The 21,759-nt window shown below is 44.2% G+C and carries 20 protein-coding genes; 6 read left to right on the top strand and 14 right to left on the bottom strand.

Annotated elements, in window-relative coordinates:
- Window positions 1-33 precede the first annotated feature (33 nt).
- Window positions 34-342 (bottom strand): stress response translation initiation inhibitor YciH, encoded by a 309-nt coding sequence (gene yciH / locus LI82_RS03700; protein WP_048193589.1) that lies wholly within the window; start codon window positions 340-342, stop codon window positions 34-36.
- An 80-nt stretch (window positions 343-422) separates the two neighbouring features.
- Between yciH and LI82_RS03705 the strand changes: the two genes are divergently transcribed.
- The 3 genes from LI82_RS03705 (at window position 423) to LI82_RS03715 (ending at window position 5,318) form a co-directional block, all read left to right on the top strand.
- On the top strand, window positions 423-776 hold the full coding sequence (locus LI82_RS03705) for a DUF192 domain-containing protein (RefSeq protein ID WP_048193590.1): 354 nt from the start codon (window positions 423-425) through the stop codon (window positions 774-776).
- An 84-nt stretch (window positions 777-860) separates the two neighbouring features.
- Window positions 861-3,008: a phosphoribosylformylglycinamidine synthase subunit PurL gene (gene purL, locus LI82_RS03710; RefSeq protein ID WP_048193591.1), complete on the top strand. Its 2,148-nt coding sequence runs from the start codon at window positions 861-863 to the stop codon at window positions 3,006-3,008.
- A gap of 198 nt (window positions 3,009-3,206) precedes the next feature.
- Window positions 3,207-5,318: a sensor histidine kinase gene (locus LI82_RS03715; RefSeq protein WP_048193592.1), complete on the top strand. Its 2,112-nt coding sequence runs from the start codon at window positions 3,207-3,209 to the stop codon at window positions 5,316-5,318.
- A gap of 5 nt (window positions 5,319-5,323) precedes the next feature.
- Here LI82_RS03715 and LI82_RS03720 read toward each other — a convergent pair whose 3' ends face one another.
- Both LI82_RS03720 and LI82_RS13000 read right to left on the bottom strand, forming a co-directional pair.
- Window positions 5,324-6,502 carry a cysteine desulfurase gene (locus tag LI82_RS03720; protein ID WP_048193593.1) on the bottom strand — a complete coding sequence of 393 codons (1,179 nt, stop codon included), beginning with the start codon at window positions 6,500-6,502 and terminating at the stop codon, window positions 5,324-5,326.
- Between the two features lie 43 nt (window positions 6,503-6,545).
- Window positions 6,546-6,701: a hypothetical protein gene (locus LI82_RS13000; protein WP_160174933.1), complete on the bottom strand. Its 156-nt coding sequence runs from the start codon at window positions 6,699-6,701 to the stop codon at window positions 6,546-6,548.
- A gap of 158 nt (window positions 6,702-6,859) precedes the next feature.
- On the opposite strand from LI82_RS13000, the gene LI82_RS03725 reads away from it, so the two are divergent.
- Window positions 6,860-8,140, top strand: a complete 1,281-nt coding sequence (locus LI82_RS03725; protein WP_048193594.1) for a YcaO-related McrA-glycine thioamidation protein — start codon at window positions 6,860-6,862, stop codon at window positions 8,138-8,140.
- A gap of 4 nt (window positions 8,141-8,144) precedes the next feature.
- On the top strand, window positions 8,145-8,795 hold the full coding sequence (locus LI82_RS03730) for a TfuA-related McrA-glycine thioamidation protein (protein WP_048193595.1): 651 nt from the start codon (window positions 8,145-8,147) through the stop codon (window positions 8,793-8,795).
- Between the two features lie 3 nt (window positions 8,796-8,798).
- Here LI82_RS03730 and LI82_RS03735 read toward each other — a convergent pair whose 3' ends face one another.
- From LI82_RS03735 to LI82_RS03745, 3 genes are all read right to left on the bottom strand, one after another.
- The gene (locus LI82_RS03735) at window positions 8,799-9,248 is read right to left on the bottom strand and encodes a metal-dependent transcriptional regulator (protein ID WP_048193596.1); all 450 of its coding nucleotides are present in this window, start codon (window positions 9,246-9,248) and stop codon (window positions 8,799-8,801) included.
- 59 nt (window positions 9,249-9,307) lie between these two features.
- Window positions 9,308-10,156 (bottom strand): NAD(+) diphosphatase, encoded by an 849-nt coding sequence (nudC, locus tag LI82_RS03740; protein ID WP_052402703.1) that lies wholly within the window; start codon window positions 10,154-10,156, stop codon window positions 9,308-9,310.
- A 69-nt stretch (window positions 10,157-10,225) separates the two neighbouring features.
- Window positions 10,226-11,518: an MgtC/SapB family protein gene (locus tag LI82_RS03745; RefSeq protein ID WP_081955722.1), complete on the bottom strand. Its 1,293-nt coding sequence runs from the start codon at window positions 11,516-11,518 to the stop codon at window positions 10,226-10,228.
- 195 nt (window positions 11,519-11,713) lie between these two features.
- Between LI82_RS03745 and LI82_RS03750 the strand changes: the two genes are divergently transcribed.
- The gene (locus LI82_RS03750) at window positions 11,714-13,141 is read left to right on the top strand and encodes an MBL fold metallo-hydrolase (RefSeq protein WP_048193597.1); all 1,428 of its coding nucleotides are present in this window, start codon (window positions 11,714-11,716) and stop codon (window positions 13,139-13,141) included.
- Between the two features lie 64 nt (window positions 13,142-13,205).
- Here the strand turns inward: LI82_RS03750 and LI82_RS12385 are convergent, their stop codons facing one another.
- The 8 genes from LI82_RS12385 to mtbA all read right to left on the bottom strand — a co-directional run bounded on the left by LI82_RS12385 (window position 13,206) and on the right by mtbA (window position 21,752).
- On the bottom strand, window positions 13,206-16,205 hold the full coding sequence (locus tag LI82_RS12385; RefSeq protein WP_052402705.1) for a PGF-pre-PGF domain-containing protein: 3,000 nt from the start codon (window positions 16,203-16,205) through the stop codon (window positions 13,206-13,208).
- Between the two features lie 264 nt (window positions 16,206-16,469).
- Window positions 16,470-16,850: a NifB/NifX family molybdenum-iron cluster-binding protein gene (locus LI82_RS03760; RefSeq protein WP_048193598.1), complete on the bottom strand. Its 381-nt coding sequence runs from the start codon at window positions 16,848-16,850 to the stop codon at window positions 16,470-16,472.
- Window positions 16,851-16,947: 97 nt separating this feature from the next.
- On the bottom strand, window positions 16,948-17,604 hold the full coding sequence (locus LI82_RS03765; RefSeq protein ID WP_052402707.1) for an MBL fold metallo-hydrolase: 657 nt from the start codon (window positions 17,602-17,604) through the stop codon (window positions 16,948-16,950).
- The gene (locus LI82_RS03770) at window positions 17,604-18,176 is read right to left on the bottom strand and encodes a DUF1847 domain-containing protein (RefSeq protein ID WP_048193600.1); all 573 of its coding nucleotides are present in this window, start codon (window positions 18,174-18,176) and stop codon (window positions 17,604-17,606) included. Before LI82_RS03770 ends, LI82_RS03765 begins: the two co-directional genes overlap by 1 nt.
- A 38-nt stretch (window positions 18,177-18,214) precedes the next feature.
- Window positions 18,215-19,084 carry an ATP-binding protein gene (locus LI82_RS03775; RefSeq protein WP_048193601.1) on the bottom strand — a complete coding sequence of 290 codons (870 nt, stop codon included), beginning with the start codon at window positions 19,082-19,084 and terminating at the stop codon, window positions 18,215-18,217.
- Window positions 19,081-19,938, bottom strand: coding sequence for an ATP-binding protein (locus LI82_RS03780; protein ID WP_048193602.1), 858 nt, complete (start codon window positions 19,936-19,938; stop codon window positions 19,081-19,083). The genes LI82_RS03775 and LI82_RS03780 overlap by 4 nt, the downstream gene beginning before the upstream one ends.
- Before the next feature lie 8 nt (window positions 19,939-19,946).
- Window positions 19,947-20,324 (bottom strand): NifB/NifX family molybdenum-iron cluster-binding protein, encoded by a 378-nt coding sequence (locus tag LI82_RS03785; protein ID WP_048193603.1) that lies wholly within the window; start codon window positions 20,322-20,324, stop codon window positions 19,947-19,949.
- Between the two features lie 396 nt (window positions 20,325-20,720).
- Complete coding sequence (gene mtbA / locus LI82_RS03790) at window positions 20,721-21,752, bottom strand: methylcobamide:CoM methyltransferase MtbA (RefSeq protein WP_048193604.1); 1,032 nt, start codon at window positions 21,750-21,752, stop codon at window positions 20,721-20,723.
- Window positions 21,753-21,759: the final 7 nt, after the last annotated feature.

The raw sequence follows: 21,759 nt of genomic DNA on the forward strand, positions 1-21,759 counted from the left end.
GAGTTGATGATGCACAATGTGCATATTCACTGATCAGTCTTTGATCTGTTCCGGAGAGAAACCTTTCTGGACAAGGACTTCCTTCATGCGGGTCAGATGGTTGCCCTGTAGTTCAACGGCACTTCCTTTTACAGTTCCACCACATGCGAACTTTGATTTAAGGTATGTGGATAGCTCATGTAGGTCGATCTCGTTCGCATCGAATCCTTCCACAACTGTAACTTCTTTACCGTACCGTCTTCTGTTCACTTTCACTGTAATTCGCTGTTGCTCTTTTGCCACTTCTTCGCATATACATAGCTCTGATGGCAAACCGCAAACCGGGCACATTTCTGAACTCATCTTCTGGTATTTCCTCCGATTATTTACTCACCTGTATACTACTTATATAAATTATAAACAGATATTGTATCTTGTCAACTATGCTATTAAAATCTAATGGTTATACAATCGCATCGGATGTTGAATATGCTAAAAGCATGTTCAGTCAGTCAAAGGGCCTGATGTTCAGAAGCTCTGTTCCGGATAGCTATGCTATGATCTTTGTTCTCTCTTCTCCAAAGAAGATCTCCCTGCATATGCTTTTTGTTCCTTTTCCTCTTGACGTTCTATTCCTGAATGAAGATAAAATAATAGTGAAGACAACTTATCTTCGACCCTGGGTGGGTATGGGGGACTCCGGTGAAAAAGTAAAGTACATAATAGAGCTTCCTGCAGGCACAGTTTCCCGTTCGGATCTTTCGGTTGGCGATCAGGTTATGTTCGATGAACTCTGAAACTGTTATTACCGTTGGAAATCTTTATCTAATCTATGGTTTATTTAAGCCTAAATCATACTCCTTATATAATGAGGCGCACAAATGTTACCGGAAAATGACCTGAAGATCATAACAGAAGAGATGGGCAGAGAACCAAACCTTGTTGAACAGGGATGCTTTTTGAACCTATGGAGTGAACATTGCTCCTACCGTTCCAGTGCTCCTTTGCTGAAGACCTTTACAACTGTTGGCGACCGTGTGATAATAGGACCTGGTGATGATGCCGCAATTATCCGTTTTGGTGATGGCTGGGTACTTGCTATTGGTATGGAAAGCCACAACCATCCTTCATATGTGGACCCTTACAACGGCTCTGCAACTGGTGTTGGTGGTATTGTGCGTGATATCATTTCCATGGGTGCAAGACCTATCGCACTGATGGATCCTCTTTATTTCGGTTCGCTGGACACTCCTAAGAACCTCTACCTCTTTGAGCATATCGTGGAAGGCATTGCAGGATACGGTAACTGTATCGGTGTTCCTGTCGTCAGGGGAGAAGCATATTTTGACGAGACCTACAGTGGAAATCCACTTGTCAACGTCGTCTGTGTTGGCCTTGCCCGCGAGGAGAACATCGTTACCGCCTGTGCACAGAAGGCAGGCAACAAACTGGTCCTTGTGGGTTCCACCACAGGACGCGATGGTCTTGGTGGCGCATCGTTCGCTTCCCGTGACCTCTCTGAAGAAGCAGAGGCAGAAGACCGTCCAAGCATCCAGATTGGCGATCCTTTCACCGAAAAGCTCCTCATCGAGGCAACCCTTGAGGCAATAGGTACCGGTCATGTGCTTTCATGCAGGGACCTTGGTGCTGCAGGTCTTGCAGGTGCAAGTTCTGAAATGGCATCCAAAGGCGATCTGGGAATGCGCCTGGTGGCTGACAATGTGGTACTTCGCGAGTCCGGAATGACTCCTTATGAGATCATGATCTCCGAGTCCCAGGAACGTATCCTCTTTGAGGTCGAGCCTGAGAACGTGGATGAGCTTCTTGATATCGCAAAGAAGTATGACCTTCACGCCAGCATGATCGGTGAGCTTACAGAGCGTCTCTATTACACCGTCGAGTTCGAAGGTGAGGTCGTTGCAGATATGCCTGTCAAGCTTCTCACAGAAGGTGCACCTACCTTTGAGCGCCCATCAACAGCTCCTCAGGAACGCGATATAGGGGACAAGCCGGAACTTCCAGCTGACCTGAAACAGGCAGTAATTGACATTCTTTCATCTCATAACATTGCATCAAAGGACTGGATATACAGGCAGTACGACCATGAGGTCCAGATCCGTACCGTTGAAAAACCCGGTTCAGATGCAGGAGTCCTTCGCATTGCAGATGGCAAGGGTCTTGCAATGTCCTGTGGTTGCAATCCGGGACACACCCTTCTTGATCCGTATGAAGGCGGAAAAGGAACCCTCATTGAGAACAGCATGAACCTTGCTGTAAAAGGTGCACAGGGTATAGCCCTTGTGGACTGTCTCAACTTCGGTAACCCTGAAAGACCTGACATCTACTGGCAGTTCAAGCAGGCGATCCTCGGTCTGGGTGACGCTGCAAGGGACCTTTCCATACCGGTTGTCGGAGGTAATGTTTCCCTCTACAATGAGAGTGGTGAATACGGTACAGCTATCGTGCCAACACCATCCATCGGTCTTATCGGAATAACCGATGACATTGGAAACGTCCCTGGTTCTTTCTTTGAAGAGGAAGGCAGTTCTGTGATCCTCGTGGGAAGCACCTTTGATGAACTGGGCGGTTCGGAATATTATAAAATAAAAGGACTCAGGAGCAATGGTCTTGCACCAAAGGTACGTGAAGACGCTCCAAAGATAGTAGACTCCATCATAAATGTCATCAGAAGTGGAAATGTCGTAGCAGCTCATGACGTGTCTGCCGGTGGACTTGCAGCAGCTCTTGCTGAAATGTGCAATGAAATTGGTGCAAACATCGACATCACAGATATCTGTGAAGATCTCAGGCCTGATGATATCCTGTTCTCAGAATCCCATGCAAGGGCTCTTCTTGTGACCTCTGAGAAAGACAAGGTTGTCGAAATGCTTGGTGATATCCCATATTCCGTCATCGGTAATGTTGGCGGAGATGACTTACGTATAAAGGGAAGGGAATTTGACATATCTCTTTCCCTGAAAGAGATTGCAGAAGCAAGGGCAAGTCTCACAAGATTGATGATGGAATAATCTTCATTATCATCTTTCTCTTTATTTTTCATTTTTTCAAACTCAATTGCTCTATTGTGCCTATATATACTACTTCTTGTTACCTTTATTCTTCACAACTCTTTCTATGACAAAAGTTTTATAATTAAAATGACATTAATTTTTGCATGAGGTCTGATCGTGCTTCTTCGGCATAAAACTTTGCTTGTGGTAGGGCTCATGTTTATTTTTCTGATCCTTGCTATTACTGGGGTTTCCCAATTCATTGTAAAGGGAAGTTATATTGAATTGGAGCAACAGCAGGCACTTAAAGATGCTAACGGGATGAGGGTGCTCATTGAGTCTGATCTGAAGTCATTAGGGGTATTAAATGTTGATTATGCTATCTGGGATGATTCCTATGAATTTATTGTATCTCGTGATGAAGAATATGCTAAATCTAATTTGATCACAGAAACTTTTGAGAGCAATCGGCTTGATCTACTTGTTTATGTTGATTCTTCCGGGGAGATGGTTTATGGGGCAATGTATGATGAAAATAATGGATTGAATGTATTATCTGGTAGCTTGCCGGAGTTCCTGTCATTTTCAAATTGTTTGACCGCCCCTACTGATCCAAATTGTATTTCCTCCGGGTTTGTCAATTTGGAGGGGGGACTATTGCTCATCTCTTCGTGTCCAATAAAAAAAAGTAATGGTGATGGTCCAGTTCGTGGAACTTTGTTCATGGGTCGTTTCTTAGACTCTGATGAACTATACTATCTTTCAGAAGGTACAGGTATTTCAATAGATCTGCTATCTCCAAACGATCCACAGCTACCTCCGGGAATTTGGAATGAAGATTCTTCTGGCATTTTCATAGAAACTGTTGATGAAGATATGCTTGCAGGCTATTATTCCATACATGATGTTTTCGGTACTCCGGCAATGGTTGCCAAAACGAGGACTCCTCGTTCAATTACAAAACAGGGATCTGAAACACTATACTATTTTATTCTGTTACTTCTCTTTGTGGGGTTTGCACTTGGATTTTATCTTATGTTCTTTTTGGATTCTACCGTGCTTAGGCGTATATCAATTATTAGTGATGATGTACAATCCATTGGAAAAAGTAAGGATTTTTCTTCTCGTCTGCATATGGGGGGCAATGATGAACTTTCTCTTTTATCTGATTCCATAAACTTGATGCTGCAGCAGCTTGAAAGGAAGCACGAATATGTTCTATCGCACAAAGCTAAGGATAGTGCTATCCTGAAAGCTATGCCAGCCATGCTTGTTCAAATGAAGCCTGATGGTACTATCATAAGCCGTAATTGTCCACAGTATGGTGATCTGACTTTCCTATCTTCTATGGATATTAACAATATCTATGATATTCTCCCTGAAGATGCTGCAAAGCTTGCGAGAAGGAGGATACAGGATATTATCAGATCTAAGGAACTCGGATTTGTGGAATACAATTTCCCTTTTGGAGATCGGATACTTAATTTTGAATCAATACTCCTGGCATATGGTGAAGACGATGTGCTTGCAATAATTATGGATAATTCCCATCGCAAAGATGCGGAATATGCTCTTGTGCAGGCAAAACTGCAAGCTGAAGCTGCAAGCCGTACAAAGAGCGAGTTCCTGGCTAATATGAGTCATGAGCTACGCACTCCCTTAAATTCAATTCTTGGCTTTTCAGAGGTTATGTTGGAGGGCACTTTTGGCGAATTGAATGAAAAACAAAGAAAATATGTGGGGAACATCCATGTTAGTGGTCGCCATCTTCTTGGTATCGTCAATGATCTTCTTGACATATCAAAAGTAGAATCCGGAACAATGGACATGTCATATGAAAAAGTTGTTGTATGGGAAGTGATCGGTTATGTCAGGGATCTCATAGATCCACTTGCAACTAAAAAGAATATTTCTGTTAATGTGAGCGTTGACCCGGAAGACATTTCTATCAATGCTGATAGGGGCAAGCTCATCCAGATTTTAGATAACCTCGCGAACAACGCTGTTAAGTTCACACCGGATAACGGGGACATACTATTGAGTGTAAGAATATCTGGTGAATATATTGACTTTTTTGTGAGGGATAATGGCATTGGTATTGCTAAGGAAGATATGCGTAGCTTATTTATGCCATTTGTTCAGGTTGATTCATCGACTTCCAGAAAGTTTGGAGGTACTGGTCTTGGTCTTGCTCTTGTGAAGAAGTTTGCAGAGATGCATAGTGGTTATGTGCAGGTGGAAAGTACGGAAGGGGAAGGAAGCACCTTTACGGTCTCCTTGCCATCCGAAAGGGAAGTTGGCACATCCTTAAGCAATGAGCAGAAATAAAAAGCTCAGGCGAGCATTGTTATCTGCTCAACACCCTCTATCAGTGAGTCGACTTCTTCTTCTGTGTTATATAATGCAAAGGATGCCCGAACAGTCCCTTCAACTCCTAGCATGTCAACGGATGGCATTGCACAGTGGTAACCGCTTCGAACACAGATCTTCCTGGTCTCGTCCAGTATCATGGCAACATCATGCGGGTTCATGCCTTCCACATTGAAAGGGACGACTCCTGTCCTATCCTTTGGTCCGTAAACCTCTACGCCTTCGATCTCTGCAAGACGTTTTACAGCATCTGTGGTTAGTTCCTTCTCGTATTTTTCTATATTTTCTACACCTATCTCCTGCACATACTCAACAGCTCGGCCAAGGCCTATAACTCCCGGGATGTTCGGTGTGCCCGCTTCGAACTTTGAAGGTGAAGGTTCCAGCTCATAACCTTCTGTAGTGACAGCATGGACGGTGCCTCCGCCAATGTAGGTTGGTTCAAGGGTATCTGGATCCTTGATGCAGAGTATTCCTGTTCCCTGTGGGCCGAGCAGTCCCTTGTGTCCGGGTGTGGCAAAGAAGTCGCAACCTATCTTTTTGATGTCCACAGGCATATGTCCTGCTGACTGGGACCCGTCCACTAGCACCATTGCACCGTTTTTCTGTGCGACCCGTGTTATTTTCTCAACATCTCTTATTGAGCCGAATACATTGGATACGTGGTTGACAGAGACGAGCTTTGTCCTGTCAGTAATTGCAGCATCAACATCTTTCGGGTCCACACATCCTTCTCTGTCGGATCCAACGATGGTGACCTCAACACCTTTTTCTCTTAATCTCATCCAGGGCAGGAGATTGGAATGATGCTCCACAAGGGTTGTCACAACGTGGTCGCCTGCTTCCCACCGGATACCAAGGGCGACCATGTTGATACTTTCACTTGCATTTTTGGTCAGGACTGTGCTCTCTGGTGTAGTGTTCAGGAAATCTGCAATTCTGTCCCTTGCATCTTCGTAATTATCAGTAGTTTGCCGGGCTAGCCTGTGAGCTCCACGGCCATGATTTGCTGCGTATTTGAAGAAGTAATCATTCATGGCATTGACTGCCGGGACAGGCGTCTGGGTTGTAGCGCCATTGTCCAGATAGATCACTTCATCAAGGACGGGGAAATCTTTGCGTACGGAATGAATGTCATACATACACTTCCTTACGCAAGATAGCTAAAAATATGTTTTGCAGGCGTTATTTTGCCAGCATTCCGCCGAGAATGAACTTGCAAAGTTCCAATTCTTCAGCATTCAGATTTTCAGTGGTTTGGCCACTTACGACTGAATGGTATTTCCCGTTCTCTTCACATCGTCGGCATTCATCACTTATTTTCGTGAATTTTCTCATCATATATTTCCTCCTGTCTCTTCAATTGAGTTCTTAAAAATTTAGCCTGTTTGAATTGGCTTAAACATATCATTATGTTTCTATAATATATAACCATTTTGGATAATGTATTTCTCGGTTTTGTCGCAAGAAATATAAGTTGCAAAAGACTTCCGATTAGCATGTCCCATATCCCAATCGATCGATCATTACAGTATATGGATGGTACGCAGCGAGTTTTTGACGAGGAGACAACTCTTGGTAACACCAAACCCCACCTTGAAGATATAGGGGTTACAAGGATAGCCAGTATCACCGATCTGGACCGGATAGGCATTCCGGTATTCTCTGCCATCAGGCCTTCAGCTGCAGAAGGCGCTATTTCTATCTACTCTGGTAAAGGGGCAAGCGAGACACAGGCAAGGATCTCGGCTATGATGGAGAGCTTTGAGAGATGTCTTGCGGAGCGTGTAGGCGTAAATGCTGATATTGTCGAGGATGTGCTCGCAGAAGAGTTCATTGAGTCTGTTGAAAATGCAGCAAAGGAATGTGAACTTCTTGATCCGCATAGCCTTCTTCTGGCTGAGCCTCTGCCTCCTGAAAGCCTGGTAGAATGGACTCAGGGCTGGGACCTTTTACGCGAGAAGGAGATCTATGTTCCATCAAATGCAGTATATCATCCATATGATTCCCCGGGAATGTCCGCAAGGCTTTTCAGAAGCAATACCAATGGCCTTGCATCGGGAAATGTCATAGAGGAAGCAATATTGCACGGTCTGCTTGAGGTCATCGAGCGTGATGCATTGAGTATTGCCGAGTTCAACAGGAATCCGGGCCGGGAAATTGTCCTTACCGAAGAGGATGGTATCAATTATGAGCTGATGAAGAAGTTCGAATCTAACGGAGTACAGCTCAAACTATGGCTACTTTCACACGATACAGGCATAACCTCTGTTGTGGCAGCTACAGATGACCTTGACCTGAAAGATCCTGCTTTGCTTGTAATGGGTGCAGGTTCACATCTGAAACCTGAGATCGCAATACGGAGGGCCATCACCGAGGCTGCCCAGTCAAGGGTAGTGCAGATTCACGGTGCCCGTGAGGACACTGACAGGGAATCTTTTGTCAGGCAGATCGGTTATGAGCGCATGAAGAGGATGAACAATTTCTGGTATGAAGGGGCAGACTCCGTCACAACCGGAGAATTGAATGACATTTCCAGGTCAACTCCTGCAGAGAACATCGATGTTGTGCTCGATGAACTGCGTAAGATCACTGACAGTGTCATCGTGGTCGACCTTTCCCGCAAGAACGTAGGTGTCCCCGTTGTAAGGGTGATAATTCCGGGATTCGAGCAGTACACGCTTGACCGTGAACGTGTAGGCCATCGTGTGAGACAAGGACGCAAACGATCCACCTCTACCGAGAAACCCTGGAAGAGAAGGTTCGGCAAACAAAAGTGATCCAATGAGAGCAGTTATCTTTGCAGGTACGAGTATCAGCCATGAAGATTCAAAGGCTATCCTTGATGCAGTTTACCTGCCACCTGTGGCAAGAGGCGACATCGATAAAGTGGCAGGTCAGGGCTATGGTGTAATTGGTATCATCGATGGTGTTTTCTTTGACAGGGCTGCAGTAGCCCACAAGGAAATAATCCGTGCGATGAAAAAAGGCATCAAGGTCGTTGGCGGATGCAGTATGGGTGCGTTGCGTGCTTCTGAGCTTGACAGTCATGGCATGATCGGCGTGGGCAAGGTCTATAGCTGGTACAGGGATGGTGTCATCGAGGCGGATGATGAGGTTGCAGTGACAACCAATCCCGAAACCTTTGAACAGGTCTCAACACCCCTTGTTAACATAAGGGAGACCTTCAGGGAAGCAGTTGCGAAAGGCATTATTGATAGTGAGATCTGCGAAAGTCTTATCAGGATAACAAAAAGCATCCACTATCCTCAGAGAAGTTACCTTGGAATAATTAAAAAAGCAGTTGAGGAAGGACTTCTGGAAGATCGTGAACCTCTTCTGGAATATTGCAGGAACAATGCTTCAGATGTAAAAAGGGAAGATGCAGTATTGGTGCTTCAGAAGGTAAAAGAGATCCTCGAAGCAGGCAAATAAATCTCATTCATCTTTTTTTTCATGGTGCTCATGTTTAAGGTTGCAGCTGTCATGTTCGATCCTGCCGCAAACTCCTATGGTTGGATGTCCCATTGAATCGCAAATGGCATTTATGGCCTTTTTTGACACATAACCTTCAAACCTTGCAACCTCTGCACATGATTCCTCTGCAGTGAGCCCGTAATGGTTAAGCATCAGGCTAAGTATCCTGTGCCTTCTCAACAGGAAGTGTGCATAATCCTTTCCTTTCTCCGTAAGACTGAAACCCCGGTATGGAACATGGTTCACATATCCTGATGAAGCAAGCTCATTGATAGCTTTGGTAATGGTGGAAGGGTCCACGTTCATGTGGTTGGATATCTCGGTGGTGCGTACATTGTCACCCCTTTCAAAAAGGTACTTCAGGTATTCGATCTTCCTTGGTGAAAGTTCCAATCCTGTTATATCATCCATATGGAGGATTATACACAGATTTATTTAAAATTTGCGTGGGTGCCAAAGATCCATCTGTTTTATTTGCAACTTTCGTGTTTGTCTATGAAATGGTCAATGAGGGCACGTGAGATGCTCTTCTTTCCCGGAAGCTTCGGAATGTCATCCACATGGAACCAGCAGGCATCTTCGATCTCATTAGCATCGACTTTGATCTCTCCTTCTGCAAAGTTCGCTGTAAATCCTAACATTAGCGAGGACGGGAAAGGCCAGGGCTGGCTTGCAAAATAGTTCAGTTCCTTTATTGAAACGCCAACTTCCTCCTTTATTTCCCTGTGAGCTGCGTGCTCGATGGTTTCCCCGGCTTCTACAAAGCCTGCCACGAGCCCATAGACTCCATCCGGGAAATTCTTTGAGCGGGCCATAAGAAGGTGATCTTCCCTCTCTATAAGTACTATGACTGCAGGGCTTATCCGCGGGTACGTTATGTGGTCACAATTATGGCATTTCATTCCGGTTTCTTCCGGGACGTAGTGGGCAGCTCCTCCACACAGCCCGCAATATCGGTGAGTGCGATAGAAGTCAGCCATTTGGACTGCCCTGGAAGCAATACCGAGCATTTCCTCATCGATTACACCATAGAGGTCGTGCAGGCCAAAGTACTGCATATTTCCTTCTTCCAGTTCTTCTTCCAGTTCAAAACAGTAACATGGTACACCATCAAGTGTTCCGATGTAGATCACTTCGGTGCCGTCGGAGATATGCTTTTTTTGATAGCATGAAAAATAGTCATCGGGGTGTCTTTCAGCATCTATCAATATCTTTCTTTGATGTACAGGGAAATAGAGTGCTTTTCCTTCTGTATTGCTCTCATCGCCATGGAACACCAGTTCTTCAGTTGCAAAAGAAGGTCGGTACTGTGTATTCATTGATATCACTTCATAAGGGATGTTTTGAAAGGTGTTCACATCTAATGCATATAGTCTTTCCCTTGATCTTTAGAATCCGATATTGCTGATGTAGCTGCTCCAAAGGTACAATGTGGATATTCCTACAATAGCTATCAGTAACATTGTATTCCTTGAGCGGTAGTAGAGCTCCTTTGATCCGGATATCCTTACAAGGACCAGCTTGTTGAGCGTACTGATGATCCCTGCTATCACTGCGGTCTGTGCAGCCACACTATATGATACGTTCCCACTGAAAGCCAGTGCGGCAACGGATGCAGTTACAGCCGAGCTGCTGACAAGTCCGCCAAGTGCCGATGCATATACTCCGGCAGTACCGAGGAATTCGCTTGAAATGCTGGTGATGACAAGAAGTACTGTGAAGATCGCACCGAACTTGAAAGCAGGTTTCAGTGCAAATGGTGAACCGATCTCCAGCGGCTCGGTCATAATATCATTTTCTTTTCTCCTTATTATGACTATCCCGATCGTCACGATGAGCATTGCCAGCTGCGGCGGTAGCATCATGAGCATTGTACTTGCACTGGGATCTACTATCAATGCGATCAGTGTGTTGCTGATTATCATTGAGATGTTTGACATCAGTATCCCGATGTACAGTGCATCCATCAGGCTGGATCTGCTCTTTGACATGTTTGCAAGTGCAGCGGTGGTTGCCTCGCTGCTTATGAACCCTCCAAATAGTCCCGAATATGTTATTCCTCCACGGGTTCCGAATCTTTTGAGGGAGATGTAACTGACAAAACCGATGAACATGACAAGTACCACGATAAGGATTGACGATTTCAGGTTCAGAACTCCCATTACAGGTTCTTCCGGCATCAGTGGATAAAGAATGAAAGCGACCACAAGGAACTGGACCGCATTGAGTATTTCCTCATCTGAGAGATGTTGTGCAAAGGAGTGAAGCGGTTTTTTCTCAATTAGCAGTAAAGTAATGAGCACAGCTATAATAATGGCAAACAGGTAACGTCCTGTAGCTACCAGCACACCAAGCAGGTAAGTTGAGAACAGGGCGATGGAACTTGTCATCCCAAGCTTTCCGCTGGCTGTGTATATCCTGTACACGAGCACAAAACAGGAGGCTGCAACCAGTGCCGTGGTGATCTGCAGTATGGCGATATGCATCACCTCTGAAACATAGCTTGCAAGCATGCCGCTAAGGCATACTATTGCAAACGTGCGTACTCCTGCGAACACTTCCTGATCCTTGCGTCGGTGCTCCCTTTCTATACCTATCAGTATTCCTATCAAAAGGGAAAGGATCGCTTTTGTCAGAAAATCATATAATTCAGGGTCCAACCCAAGGTCAAATGTTAACACAACGCACCCTCAAAGTTGTAAAAGAATCTTGTTTTCGATCACTTTATATTAATAATATATATCTCATGAACCCTTATAGTATTTTTGAAGTCTTTACGATATTGCCATCAGTTCTTGCATTCATAATTCAATATTTAGCATTTAGAATTACCATTTGCTTAATAGATGGCTCAAACAGGGTGGGAGGTCCTTAATTTGATCGTTCAGCAGATATTTACAAGTGGAATAGCTCATAGTTCATACCTTCTTGGTGGTAACAATACTTGTGCAGTGATCGATCCCGGTCGCGACATCGATGTTTATATGGATGCTGCGGCTCAGATGGGTTGGAAGATTACACATGTCCTTGAAACGCATCTGCATGCGGATTTCATCTCCGGTCATATGGAAATTCAGAATAAGACCGGCGCATCGATAGTATTTCCACGTTCTGCAAATTGCAAATTCGATGCAATGGAAGTATCAGAAGGTGATTCCTTTGAGATCGAGGACATGATCATAGAGGTTCTGGAAACTCCGGGACATACGCCTGAACATGTCTCCTATGTGGTGACCGATAGTTCACGCGGTGAGGTTCCGGTATGTGTCTTCTGTGGTGACACCCTTTTCGTAGGTGATATTGGCAGGCCTGATCTTTTCCCGGGAAAAGCGGAAGAACTGGCTTCGAAACTCTATGACACCCTCCACGGGAAACTGCTGGATCTGCCTGATTTTTGTGAGGTATATCCTGCACATGGTGCCGGCTCCTTATGTGGCAGGTCAATGGCTGCAAAGCGCAGTACGACCATCGGCTATGAAAGACTTTACAATTATGCATTGAACATAGGTGATCGGAAAAGTTTCATCCGTTCACTTACGGAGGATATGCCTGCAACTCCAGCTCATTTCAACAGGTGTAGCGATGTTAACAGGGCTGGACCGGAATTGGTCGAGGATCTTCCTCCATTGAAGGCCATACCTTCGGAGGAGTTCCTGGAGCTGCTGGATGATCCTGATAATATAGTACTTGATATCCGGTGCTATGAGGCATTTGGCGGTCGTCACATACCTGGTGCTTATAGCATTGATCTTAATAGCAACTTTGCCACGTTCTCAGGCTGGCTGCTACCGCCTGACAAGAATATACTGTTGATTGTAGATTCGCCCGAAAGGGCTACAGAGGCAGCGATCTGGCTTCACAGGGTTGGTCTTGACAGAATAGTCGGATTTCTTGATGGGGGAATGCACTCCTGGTCCATGGCAGGCCTTCCTACAGAACATCTCTGTCAGGTATCGAGCTTAGAGCTTGACAATATGGTGAGGGACGACGAGGATTTCGTTCTTGTGGATGTAAGGGCAGTTTCTGAGTTCAGTGGCGGGCATATACAACATGCCATCAACATTCCGGTACACGAGCTCAGGGATTCTTATAAGGAACTTGACCCCGATGCAAAGACAGTTGTCATCTGTGGAAGCGGACAGCGTTCAAGTATGGGTGCAAGTATCCTGCAACAGAAAGGTTTCAGTGATGTACACAATGTTTCCGGTGGGATGACCGGTTACAATGTTGCTGGTTTCGGCCCCGATTGTCCGCTGTGTGCACTTCCATGGCTGTCTTCCGGGAAAGAAAAGAAAGATGGATGAACTATACGTCCGAGTTTTCTAAAGTACCAGTTTATGGTCAAATATTTGAAGAGAAAGTGAAGTATCAGCTTCGCTTTCTCAATGCCAGATAAGCACATCCTAATATTGTCATCAATATACCATTTGACAGTAGTGGAAGAGACATGCTTTCAGATGCTGTTTCTGTGTTTGATTCCACTGTGTTGTTTCTCACCGTTACATCCGTTAATTCCGAACTTGGATCTGTAACTTCTGCTTGCTGTGCAGAGCCAACAATGGCAAAAGGTGAAAATCCGGGGGTTGTGGCTTCAAAGTAGATATATTCCATATCTTCGTTGAGTATCGTGGTAGAAAGCTGTGTCCATTTTCCATCATGATTCCTGCATAATGTTATTGTTGTTTCATTAATATCATTTTCAACGATCCATGACTTGCTGACCCTGAACCCAATGACCGGGTCCACAATATTGGTCTCTGTTGCAAAACCTGCTTTCCCAACCCAAATATTCATGTGCTGATAGGCTATGCCTGGTGGATTTTCGGTAACAAGTGTTGATTTTCCGTTAAGAACTTCGATAGTTGCTGATATTCTTCCTGAGTTCTTCAATGAATAGAACCCAATGTACTCTATCTTGTCATCTTCCTCTTCGAAGTGATAGATAATCTTTGAATCTTTATTGTTAAATATGGTCTTCACTTCTTTCAGTGCAATATTCCCGAAGGCTTCACCGGTGTTGCCTGAACCTCCTCCGGATGAGGATGAGCTGGTTTTACGTGGGTTAGGGAGGTCTATTGTGAAATTTGTATGTGCAAATCCCACATTGTCTACTGTATCGTTGGCGAACACGGTGACAGTATGTTTACCTTCTGGCAAAGTTAGTGTAATGTTTGGGGTAAATGTATGATTGCCTGTGGAATTGATGTTGTACATCCATGTATGTACATCCTCATCAGCAGATACGTTCAGGTTGACTGTATTTGAGGTGTATGTTGTGTTTTGAGGACGTTCTATAGTTACAATAGGTGCTGTCGTATCAATACTGAAATTAGCCATCACTGATGCCATATTGCCGATTGTATCTTTAGCAATAACTGTCAGGTTATGTTCACCATCAGGAAGAGATAATGTGGTGTTGGGATCAAACGGTTGAATGCCTGTGGCATTGATGTTATATGTCCATATTGCCACATCTAAATTTGCAGATACGTTCAGACATATTGAATCTGTACTATAGTTGTAACCTTCCTGTGGTTCATCCATTTCTATGGTAAATAAGGGTCTTTCAAGGACAGTAATATTCGTTGAGTTTGTCACACTACCATTGGTCACTGATATTGTGGTGTTTCCCGCAGTGTTTGCAGTGAACAGTCCTGAGATTGCATCGATGGTGCCAACAGTCTCATTCTGAGAACTCCAGACAACATTAGCATCAATTGGACTATTGTACTGGTCGAATGCTTCCTCGTTGAAATGTAGATTTTCTCCTGCATATGTGGTATCATTTACCGGATCAAGTATGATCTCATCAACATGTGGATCATCAGTAAATGCTTTGATGCAGATGCTTGTATTTTCATAATCAGTTGTTATGTCGGCCCATGAAGTTCCATTTGGACTGATGTAACCTTCACCGGGATTGGCGGTTGCTTTGCTGCTGTGGCCATCAATTGGACGTTCTATTGCAACAAGATACGCATAATCCGGATCCGTAAATTTAATTACAACAGAAAAGTCCTGACCTTGTTCTAATTTTATAGGATTACTTAAGTCGATTGTATGGTATCCTGCGTACTCAATGGTGCCTGATGTGGAATATACATGGCCGGTGGAGTTAATAGGTCTCTGATCTGGATTCTTATGTATGTATAGTCCATAGTCTGTCATCTCATCCGGTGTGTAGAAACTGACAGCATTCAGATATTGATCTGAGTCTGCTGTGAAAATATTTGCAGCCCATGAAACATTAGTTGTAGTATTTAGATACCCGAAATTACGTACATGTCCCAAGGGGTCATATTGGTAGATATTATCGTAATTATCCACCTCCTCCGCACCTACAAAGACTGCTCTGGGCTCAAATGATGTTTCATAATATGATATGTAGAAATACCCTTCATCACCAACACTGGTGCCCCAACTGTTCTTACATATAAAAGCACCGTCTTCAGGAGGCGTGATGTTAAATTTTTCCTTTGGATAGGAATCGTTCCAACCCACCAGGGCAACAGCGTGACCTCCTATATAATTCGTGTCATTATAATAGTAAGTCAGAGAGTTGTCATCAAATCCAGTCCAATTGACACGGAAAGGAGAGTATATTGCCCCATATTCCATGATTGCATTTTTCAAAAAATCATCATCATGTGAAGTTTCATAATCCCTCTCCGGAAGAAATATGGCTTCCTGGACATGTCTTCTCTCAGGGATATTGGTATCAGAATAAATTGATGTATCATCATACGGATCATCAGATTCATTGACTGGTCCGGTCCAGCGGGACAGATATGCAACTGCCATCCCAGCAGTTCCACCCTCTTCATAGTCAAAACCTTCGGGGTAATTATTTGACATTAGATTCTTCATATGATTTTCGGAAAAATCATGAACCCCGTTATTAGGGATCATGCATGATTCAAGGGATGCGTATACTGCATGTGCCCAGCAACTTCCTGATTGTCCCTGGTCTCGTACAGGAGTTACTCTGCTCTCATTGCGAAGATCGTAATATGAAAGTAAGGTTTCTTCAGATGCTGATAAAAAGAAAATATCATTTGCATCGGATGAATAGGTTCTGTCTATATGTGAATTGCCAACCGGTGATGGGATCAGGCCATTTACGGGATATCTTTCCTCTGTTGATCCGTTTGTGCTTAGCGAGGATGATGTTATGAAGTCCTGATTATCCTTATTTTCTTCCAGTTTTTCCATATACTCAATGAATGCCGGATTAAGTGGAGCCAACTCTGGTGCTGGACTTATAGTTTCATTTATTGGAGGTGAATCATTGATCTCAGATGCAGCAAGTGCAACATTAGCTATACAAAATATTAATATTGTCAGTGTAATTATTGTAACAGGTCGCATAAGAACAAATCCTGATTGTTCCCGATTGTTGGAAAATTCAAAGGGAACATATATTGTTGGCTAATTCCGAACTTGGTAATATAATATTATTAAAATATAATTAATCAAATCGTTAGCAACACATAATAAAAATAATAGTATTTATATATTATTGTGTGTGTTTATAAAGTTTAGAACGCGTATATAGAAAAAATACAAAAGAGTTACATTTACTTGTGTTTTCTCTTTCATGGATATTTTTCTGGTCAAACGTTGTTCTTCCTCTCAAAGGCTATGCTGTGTCAGCCCGAATCCGCGATCCTTGCTCAGGTTTATGCTCTTTGGTCGGTAGAGATCCCCTGCTTTCCAGGAATTAATGGCTTCTTGTACCGTACCATCAGCACCCACGAAAATGTCAATGTCCTTCTTGTTCAGCAGGTCAACGATCTTCTGACCGACCCCGGAACACAGGACGATATCAACTCCATTCTTGACCAGCAGTTCATGTGGAAGCCCCTTCCCGCCCACGTGGACACTCGTGTTCTCAATGATCTCAACTTCCTCTGTTTCGCTGTCGTAGATCGTATATGTTGCAGCCTTTCCGAAATGGAGTTCGATGTCATCATCCAATCCGCCTTTTTCCGTGCTGGGTATAGCAATTTTCATATTCTCACCTTTTCTCTGAAAGAATATGTTCTCACTGTTTGATATACTTCTGCATCATGTAAGCTTTCAGTCATCTGGATGTGCACGATCGGGCAATTCAGAGCTTGAAACGGGACCCTGCTGCAATAGGCACAAAAGCATTCGGGAATCTTGTTCTGATGGTATCAATATTCGATGTGCAATGTCCGGCACCTATGAATTTCAGTCCATTCAGCATATTGTATTCCTGGCTATCATGCAATCCTCCGATGATGCCATGGACATCCCCTTCTGCTGCTGCTGCTCCTACGATAGCTTCCAGTCCCGGGTGTGCACAGCCTGTAATAGCATATATCCCGGTATCCGTTTTGAGGATCAGTGACTGCTCCTTCGGCCCATTCCCGAGTTCACCTGTAGAAAAGACGTTGTTGCATATCCTGCATTTTTCGGTGATCTCGTGTAAGGTTGAATGAGCTGACATCTCATTTTTAAGTTTCTCTGAAAATGATGCAGGGGCATAAATATCGAGGTCAGGGTTAGCATCCAGTATTTCCGGAACACCTCCGATATGGTCCCAGTGCTGGTGGGAAAGTACAAGGATGTCGATATCCTCGATCGGGATGTTAAGTGTTGAAAGATTGTTCCTTAAAGCACAACCGTTCCATCCGGTGTCAAAGAGTATTTTCCGGTCTTCGGTTTCGATATAACAAGAAAATCCCCAGCCCTTTTTGAGACCAGTCTTTGCTTCATTGTCATAGACAATGGTAATTTCCATCAAATTTTCTCCAAGCCGAAACGTTTCTTCAGGTAATATCCGGAATAAAGTGCTCCTGCAGGATTATGTGTGAGTATCCGGTCCTTTACAATGAATGTAGTAACAGGTGCTTCAGAATGCTTGTTAAACAATATGTCATGACCCATACAGAGTCCTACGATGATGTTAAGTTCGGTACCTGCACGGTTGAGCATCATTGCCTGTGCAATGGGGTTGCAGGTAGTTTCCCTGCCTTCTCTTATCTTGTCCAGTCCGTATTCTTCCTTGTCTACGCCACATATCTTGCAGCAGACGGATTCAACAATGAAGTCCTTTTCAAGTATCTTACAAAAGGTTCTGGCCTCGTTCTCAAGCCCCACGCAAAAAGCGACCCCAAGCTTACGATATCCCATTTCTTTTGCAAAAAGGACCAGCTCTTCAAGCCTTGTTTTCTCCATGTAGAAGTTCGCCTCTATCTTTGAAGCTGCTTTCATCATCTCAAGGTCTTCTGAAGCATATTCCGGTTGTACTTCTCTTGGAGTGCAATCTTTTCCCTGTCTGCATCTTCTTGTATCACAGGACGCACATTTCATGACCTGTTCACCTCTTAAAAGTTAATCTGTTTTCCGGATCATTGACCTTCACAGAGCTCTGACCTTACCGTTCTCCAGATGTTCCGGAGTTTTTCTGAGAACTCATTGTCTTCATATTCAATGATGGTCTTTTTACCGATCATCGCTTTGTTCGGAACTGTATCATATGGAAGTTTTCCTGCTACCATTATGCCATTTTCCTCACAGGAACTTTCGATCTGCTTTGTGTTCCCTTCATTGATGTTATATTTATTAATACAGACGATTGCCGGTATCCTGAAGTGGTCAGTTACCTGTATGATCCTTTCCAGATCGTGTATTCCGGATAAGCTCGGTTCTGTGACAATAAGAGCAAGGTCTGCACCGGTAATGGCTGCTATTACGGGGCATCCGGTTCCGGGTGGTCCGTCACATATTATAAGCTCGGCCTCCTTCTCATTGGCAAGTGATACTGCATGTTCTTTTACTGCAGTTACCAATTTTCCGCTTGCTTCTTCCCCGATCATGAGCTCTGCATGTACCATTGGACCATATCTGGTCATGGAATCAAAAACACTTCCGGATGGGTTATTTATCATCTTGATAGCATTTTCAGGGCAAACATATTCACAGACCCCGCAACCTTCGCATTTGCAACTGTTTATGGAATGGTCTGTATGGATAGCATCAAAATTGCAATTCTCGATACACACGTTGCAGCCGGTACACTTTTCAGTATCGATATGTGCAATGTCCATTCCGTAGAAATCGGAGGTCTCAATTATCTCAGGCTCCAGGACCAGGTGCAGGTTCGGAGCATCAACATCACAGTCCGCAATTATGGCATTCTCTGCCATTGATGCAATTGCAGCGGTGATCGTGGTCTTCCCTGTTCCTCCTTTGCCGCTGATGATCACAAGTTGCTTCATGCTTCTATCTCCCTGCCATATCTGTCCTGTATCGAGCTGTAGAGTTGTATGAACTTTTCTTTCCAATGTTCCATTTCCTGCACAAATGGTATCCCTTCCGAATACAATTGCGCTATCTTTGTGTCATGTGGTATCTTCATCAGTATCTCTACATTTTCGCTCATGCAAAAATCTTCAACACTATTATCACCGCTACCACTTCTGTTGATGATTATCCCGTGTGGGATCTCAAGTGTTCGAACTACTTCCACTGCCAGCTTCAGGTCATGCAATCCAAAAGGAGTGGGTTCTGTAACAAGGATGCAGTAGTCAACATCCTCAAGTGTTGTCAGGACCGGACATGCGGTTCCTGGCGGTGCATCAATGATGGCTGTCTTGTCAGGATCGATGTTCTTCTTAAGCTCACTGATCACAGGTGATGCCATAGTTTGTCCGATGTCCAGTAAACCTTCGTAGAGTTCAGGGCTTTTTTTATCATCTCCGGAAGTTTTCCTTATGATCCCTGTGACTATCTCATGTTCCTGTATGGCTCCTTCAGGACAGACCATAATGCATCCTCCGCAGCTGTGGCATAATGTCGGGAACGTCAGGATCTTGTTCGGGAGGGTTGCGATCGCGTTGAAACGACAGAAGTCAGAACATTTCTTACAATATGTGCAGTTCTCTTCCACAATTTCAGGGATCATGGATGTTACTTCTGTGAGCTGATCCAGTTCCTTATTGAGGAACAGGTTGCAGTTTGGTTCTTCAACGTCACAGTCTATTAACTGAGCGTCCTGAAGCGAAAGGGCAAGGTTCACAGCTACGGTAGTTTTGCCGGTACCGCCTTTTCCGCTTGCTATGGCAATCTTCATGATATCATTCAGTGTTGGTGATCATGGTCGTGATCGTGTCCCTGGCAGACATTCTCACTGTTTGGACTTGCAAGGTTGCCTTCTTTCCAATCGCCGATCGCTGTTTCTACAGTTCCCTGTGCTCCAACGAAGACCTCGATCCCAAATTCCGAGAACATGTTAACAGCTTTTGTTCCAAGTCCTCCACAAAGCATTACATGGACACCTGCTTCTGATAGTAGTTCCGGTGGCAGTCCAACGCCTCCGTTGTGCTGGCTTGTGTTCTCTACGATCTGGACCTCATCTGTTTCTGTATCCAGTACAGTATAGACCGGAACCATTCCAAAGTGCTGTCCGACATTATCTTCCAATCCACCAGTTTTTGCAGAAGGTACGCATACTTTCATCTTTTTACCTCGTATATTTTTAATTTTGATGTATTATGCTCATATACGATGAAGTATTTAAAGTTGATGGGAAACATTGATATATTTACTCTCATCTGTACATTTCCATCTTTTAAAAAACACTTTCTGATGTATTCCTGTTTCTATAGGGCTGGATCTGGATCTCTGAAATCCTGTGTATCCGAATGGATCCTGATGATAGTCAATTTTTGATTTTGAAGGATGCCGATAAAAATGTAATGAATATGGATAAGCTAAGGGTGAAGCTCAGAATAGAATAAAACCAAATAAAAAGTTCAAACAGAATTAATTTGCAGAAGATATACTACGGACAAAATAAAGTTCAAATACTTAACGAATTAAAAAAAGAAATTAAAGAAAAAAAGAATTGGACAATTAGTATGTCCAAGTCTTTGCTACTTCGATCATTGCCTGGAGGTTCTCGGTTGGGGTCTGGCTTACGATACCACAGCCAGGTGCGAGAAGTCCCTTGCCATCGAGTTCCTTGAGTACTCTCTCGGACTCTGCTTTGACGTTTGCGACGTCTGTGTTCCAGAGGCAGTTGACTGGGTCGAGGTTACCTACGATGAGTGCCTTCTCGACTTTGCTGACTGCTGTTGCTGCGTTAACGTTCTGGTCAACACTGATTGCGTCTACACCACAGGTTTCCATGAGTGCAAGACCTTCGGTTGTGTCACCGCAGATGTGGAGTACAGCTGGTACACCACGCTCGTGGAGTGCGTCAATGAGCTTCTGGTGGAATGGTACTACGAACTTTGCGTAGAAGTCTGCACCGATAAGCTGGTAGCTTGCTGTTGGGTCAATGATGGAGAATACGCTTGCGCCGTTGTCGACCTGTGCGAGTGCGTACTTGATTGCGAAGTCGGTTGTGAACTCCATGATCTCAAGACCGTATGCTTCCTTTGTCATGATGTCCATAAACCAGGAGTCACCGGTGATGTGCTGTGCAAGTGAGAAAGGACCGATCATACTTCCGATGATTGGGACTTCTTCTCCATACTTGTCAGCGAGGATCTTGATTGACTCGAGGACTACGGATGTTCTCTTGCTTGTGTCTGTAACATCGTATCCTTCGAACTGCTTGAGGTCGTCGAGGCTGTTTACAACGTGGGTGATGACGGATGGCTGCTGTACCTTTGTACCGTCCTTGATTCCACTGCCGAAGAACTCTGCTTCTGCGGTGATGTCGAATGGGACACGGATTGCTTCGAAACCGATTTCTGTGTGACCTGCTTCTGCGAGTGCAGCAAGCTGTGCCGCATCATAGTTTGCTTCTGGCCAGAAAACACCGATTTTTTCCATCTGGTCTACTGTTCCGGTCTGTGTGACACAGATAGCTGGCATTCTGTCAACTTTCTCTCCATTCAGTACGCGGATTAATCTTTCCTTCTGTGTGTATTCGGACATTTACATT

This window comes from Methanococcoides methylutens (assembly GCF_000765475.1).
GTDB lineage: Archaea > Halobacteriota > Methanosarcinia > Methanosarcinales > Methanosarcinaceae > Methanococcoides > Methanococcoides methylutens.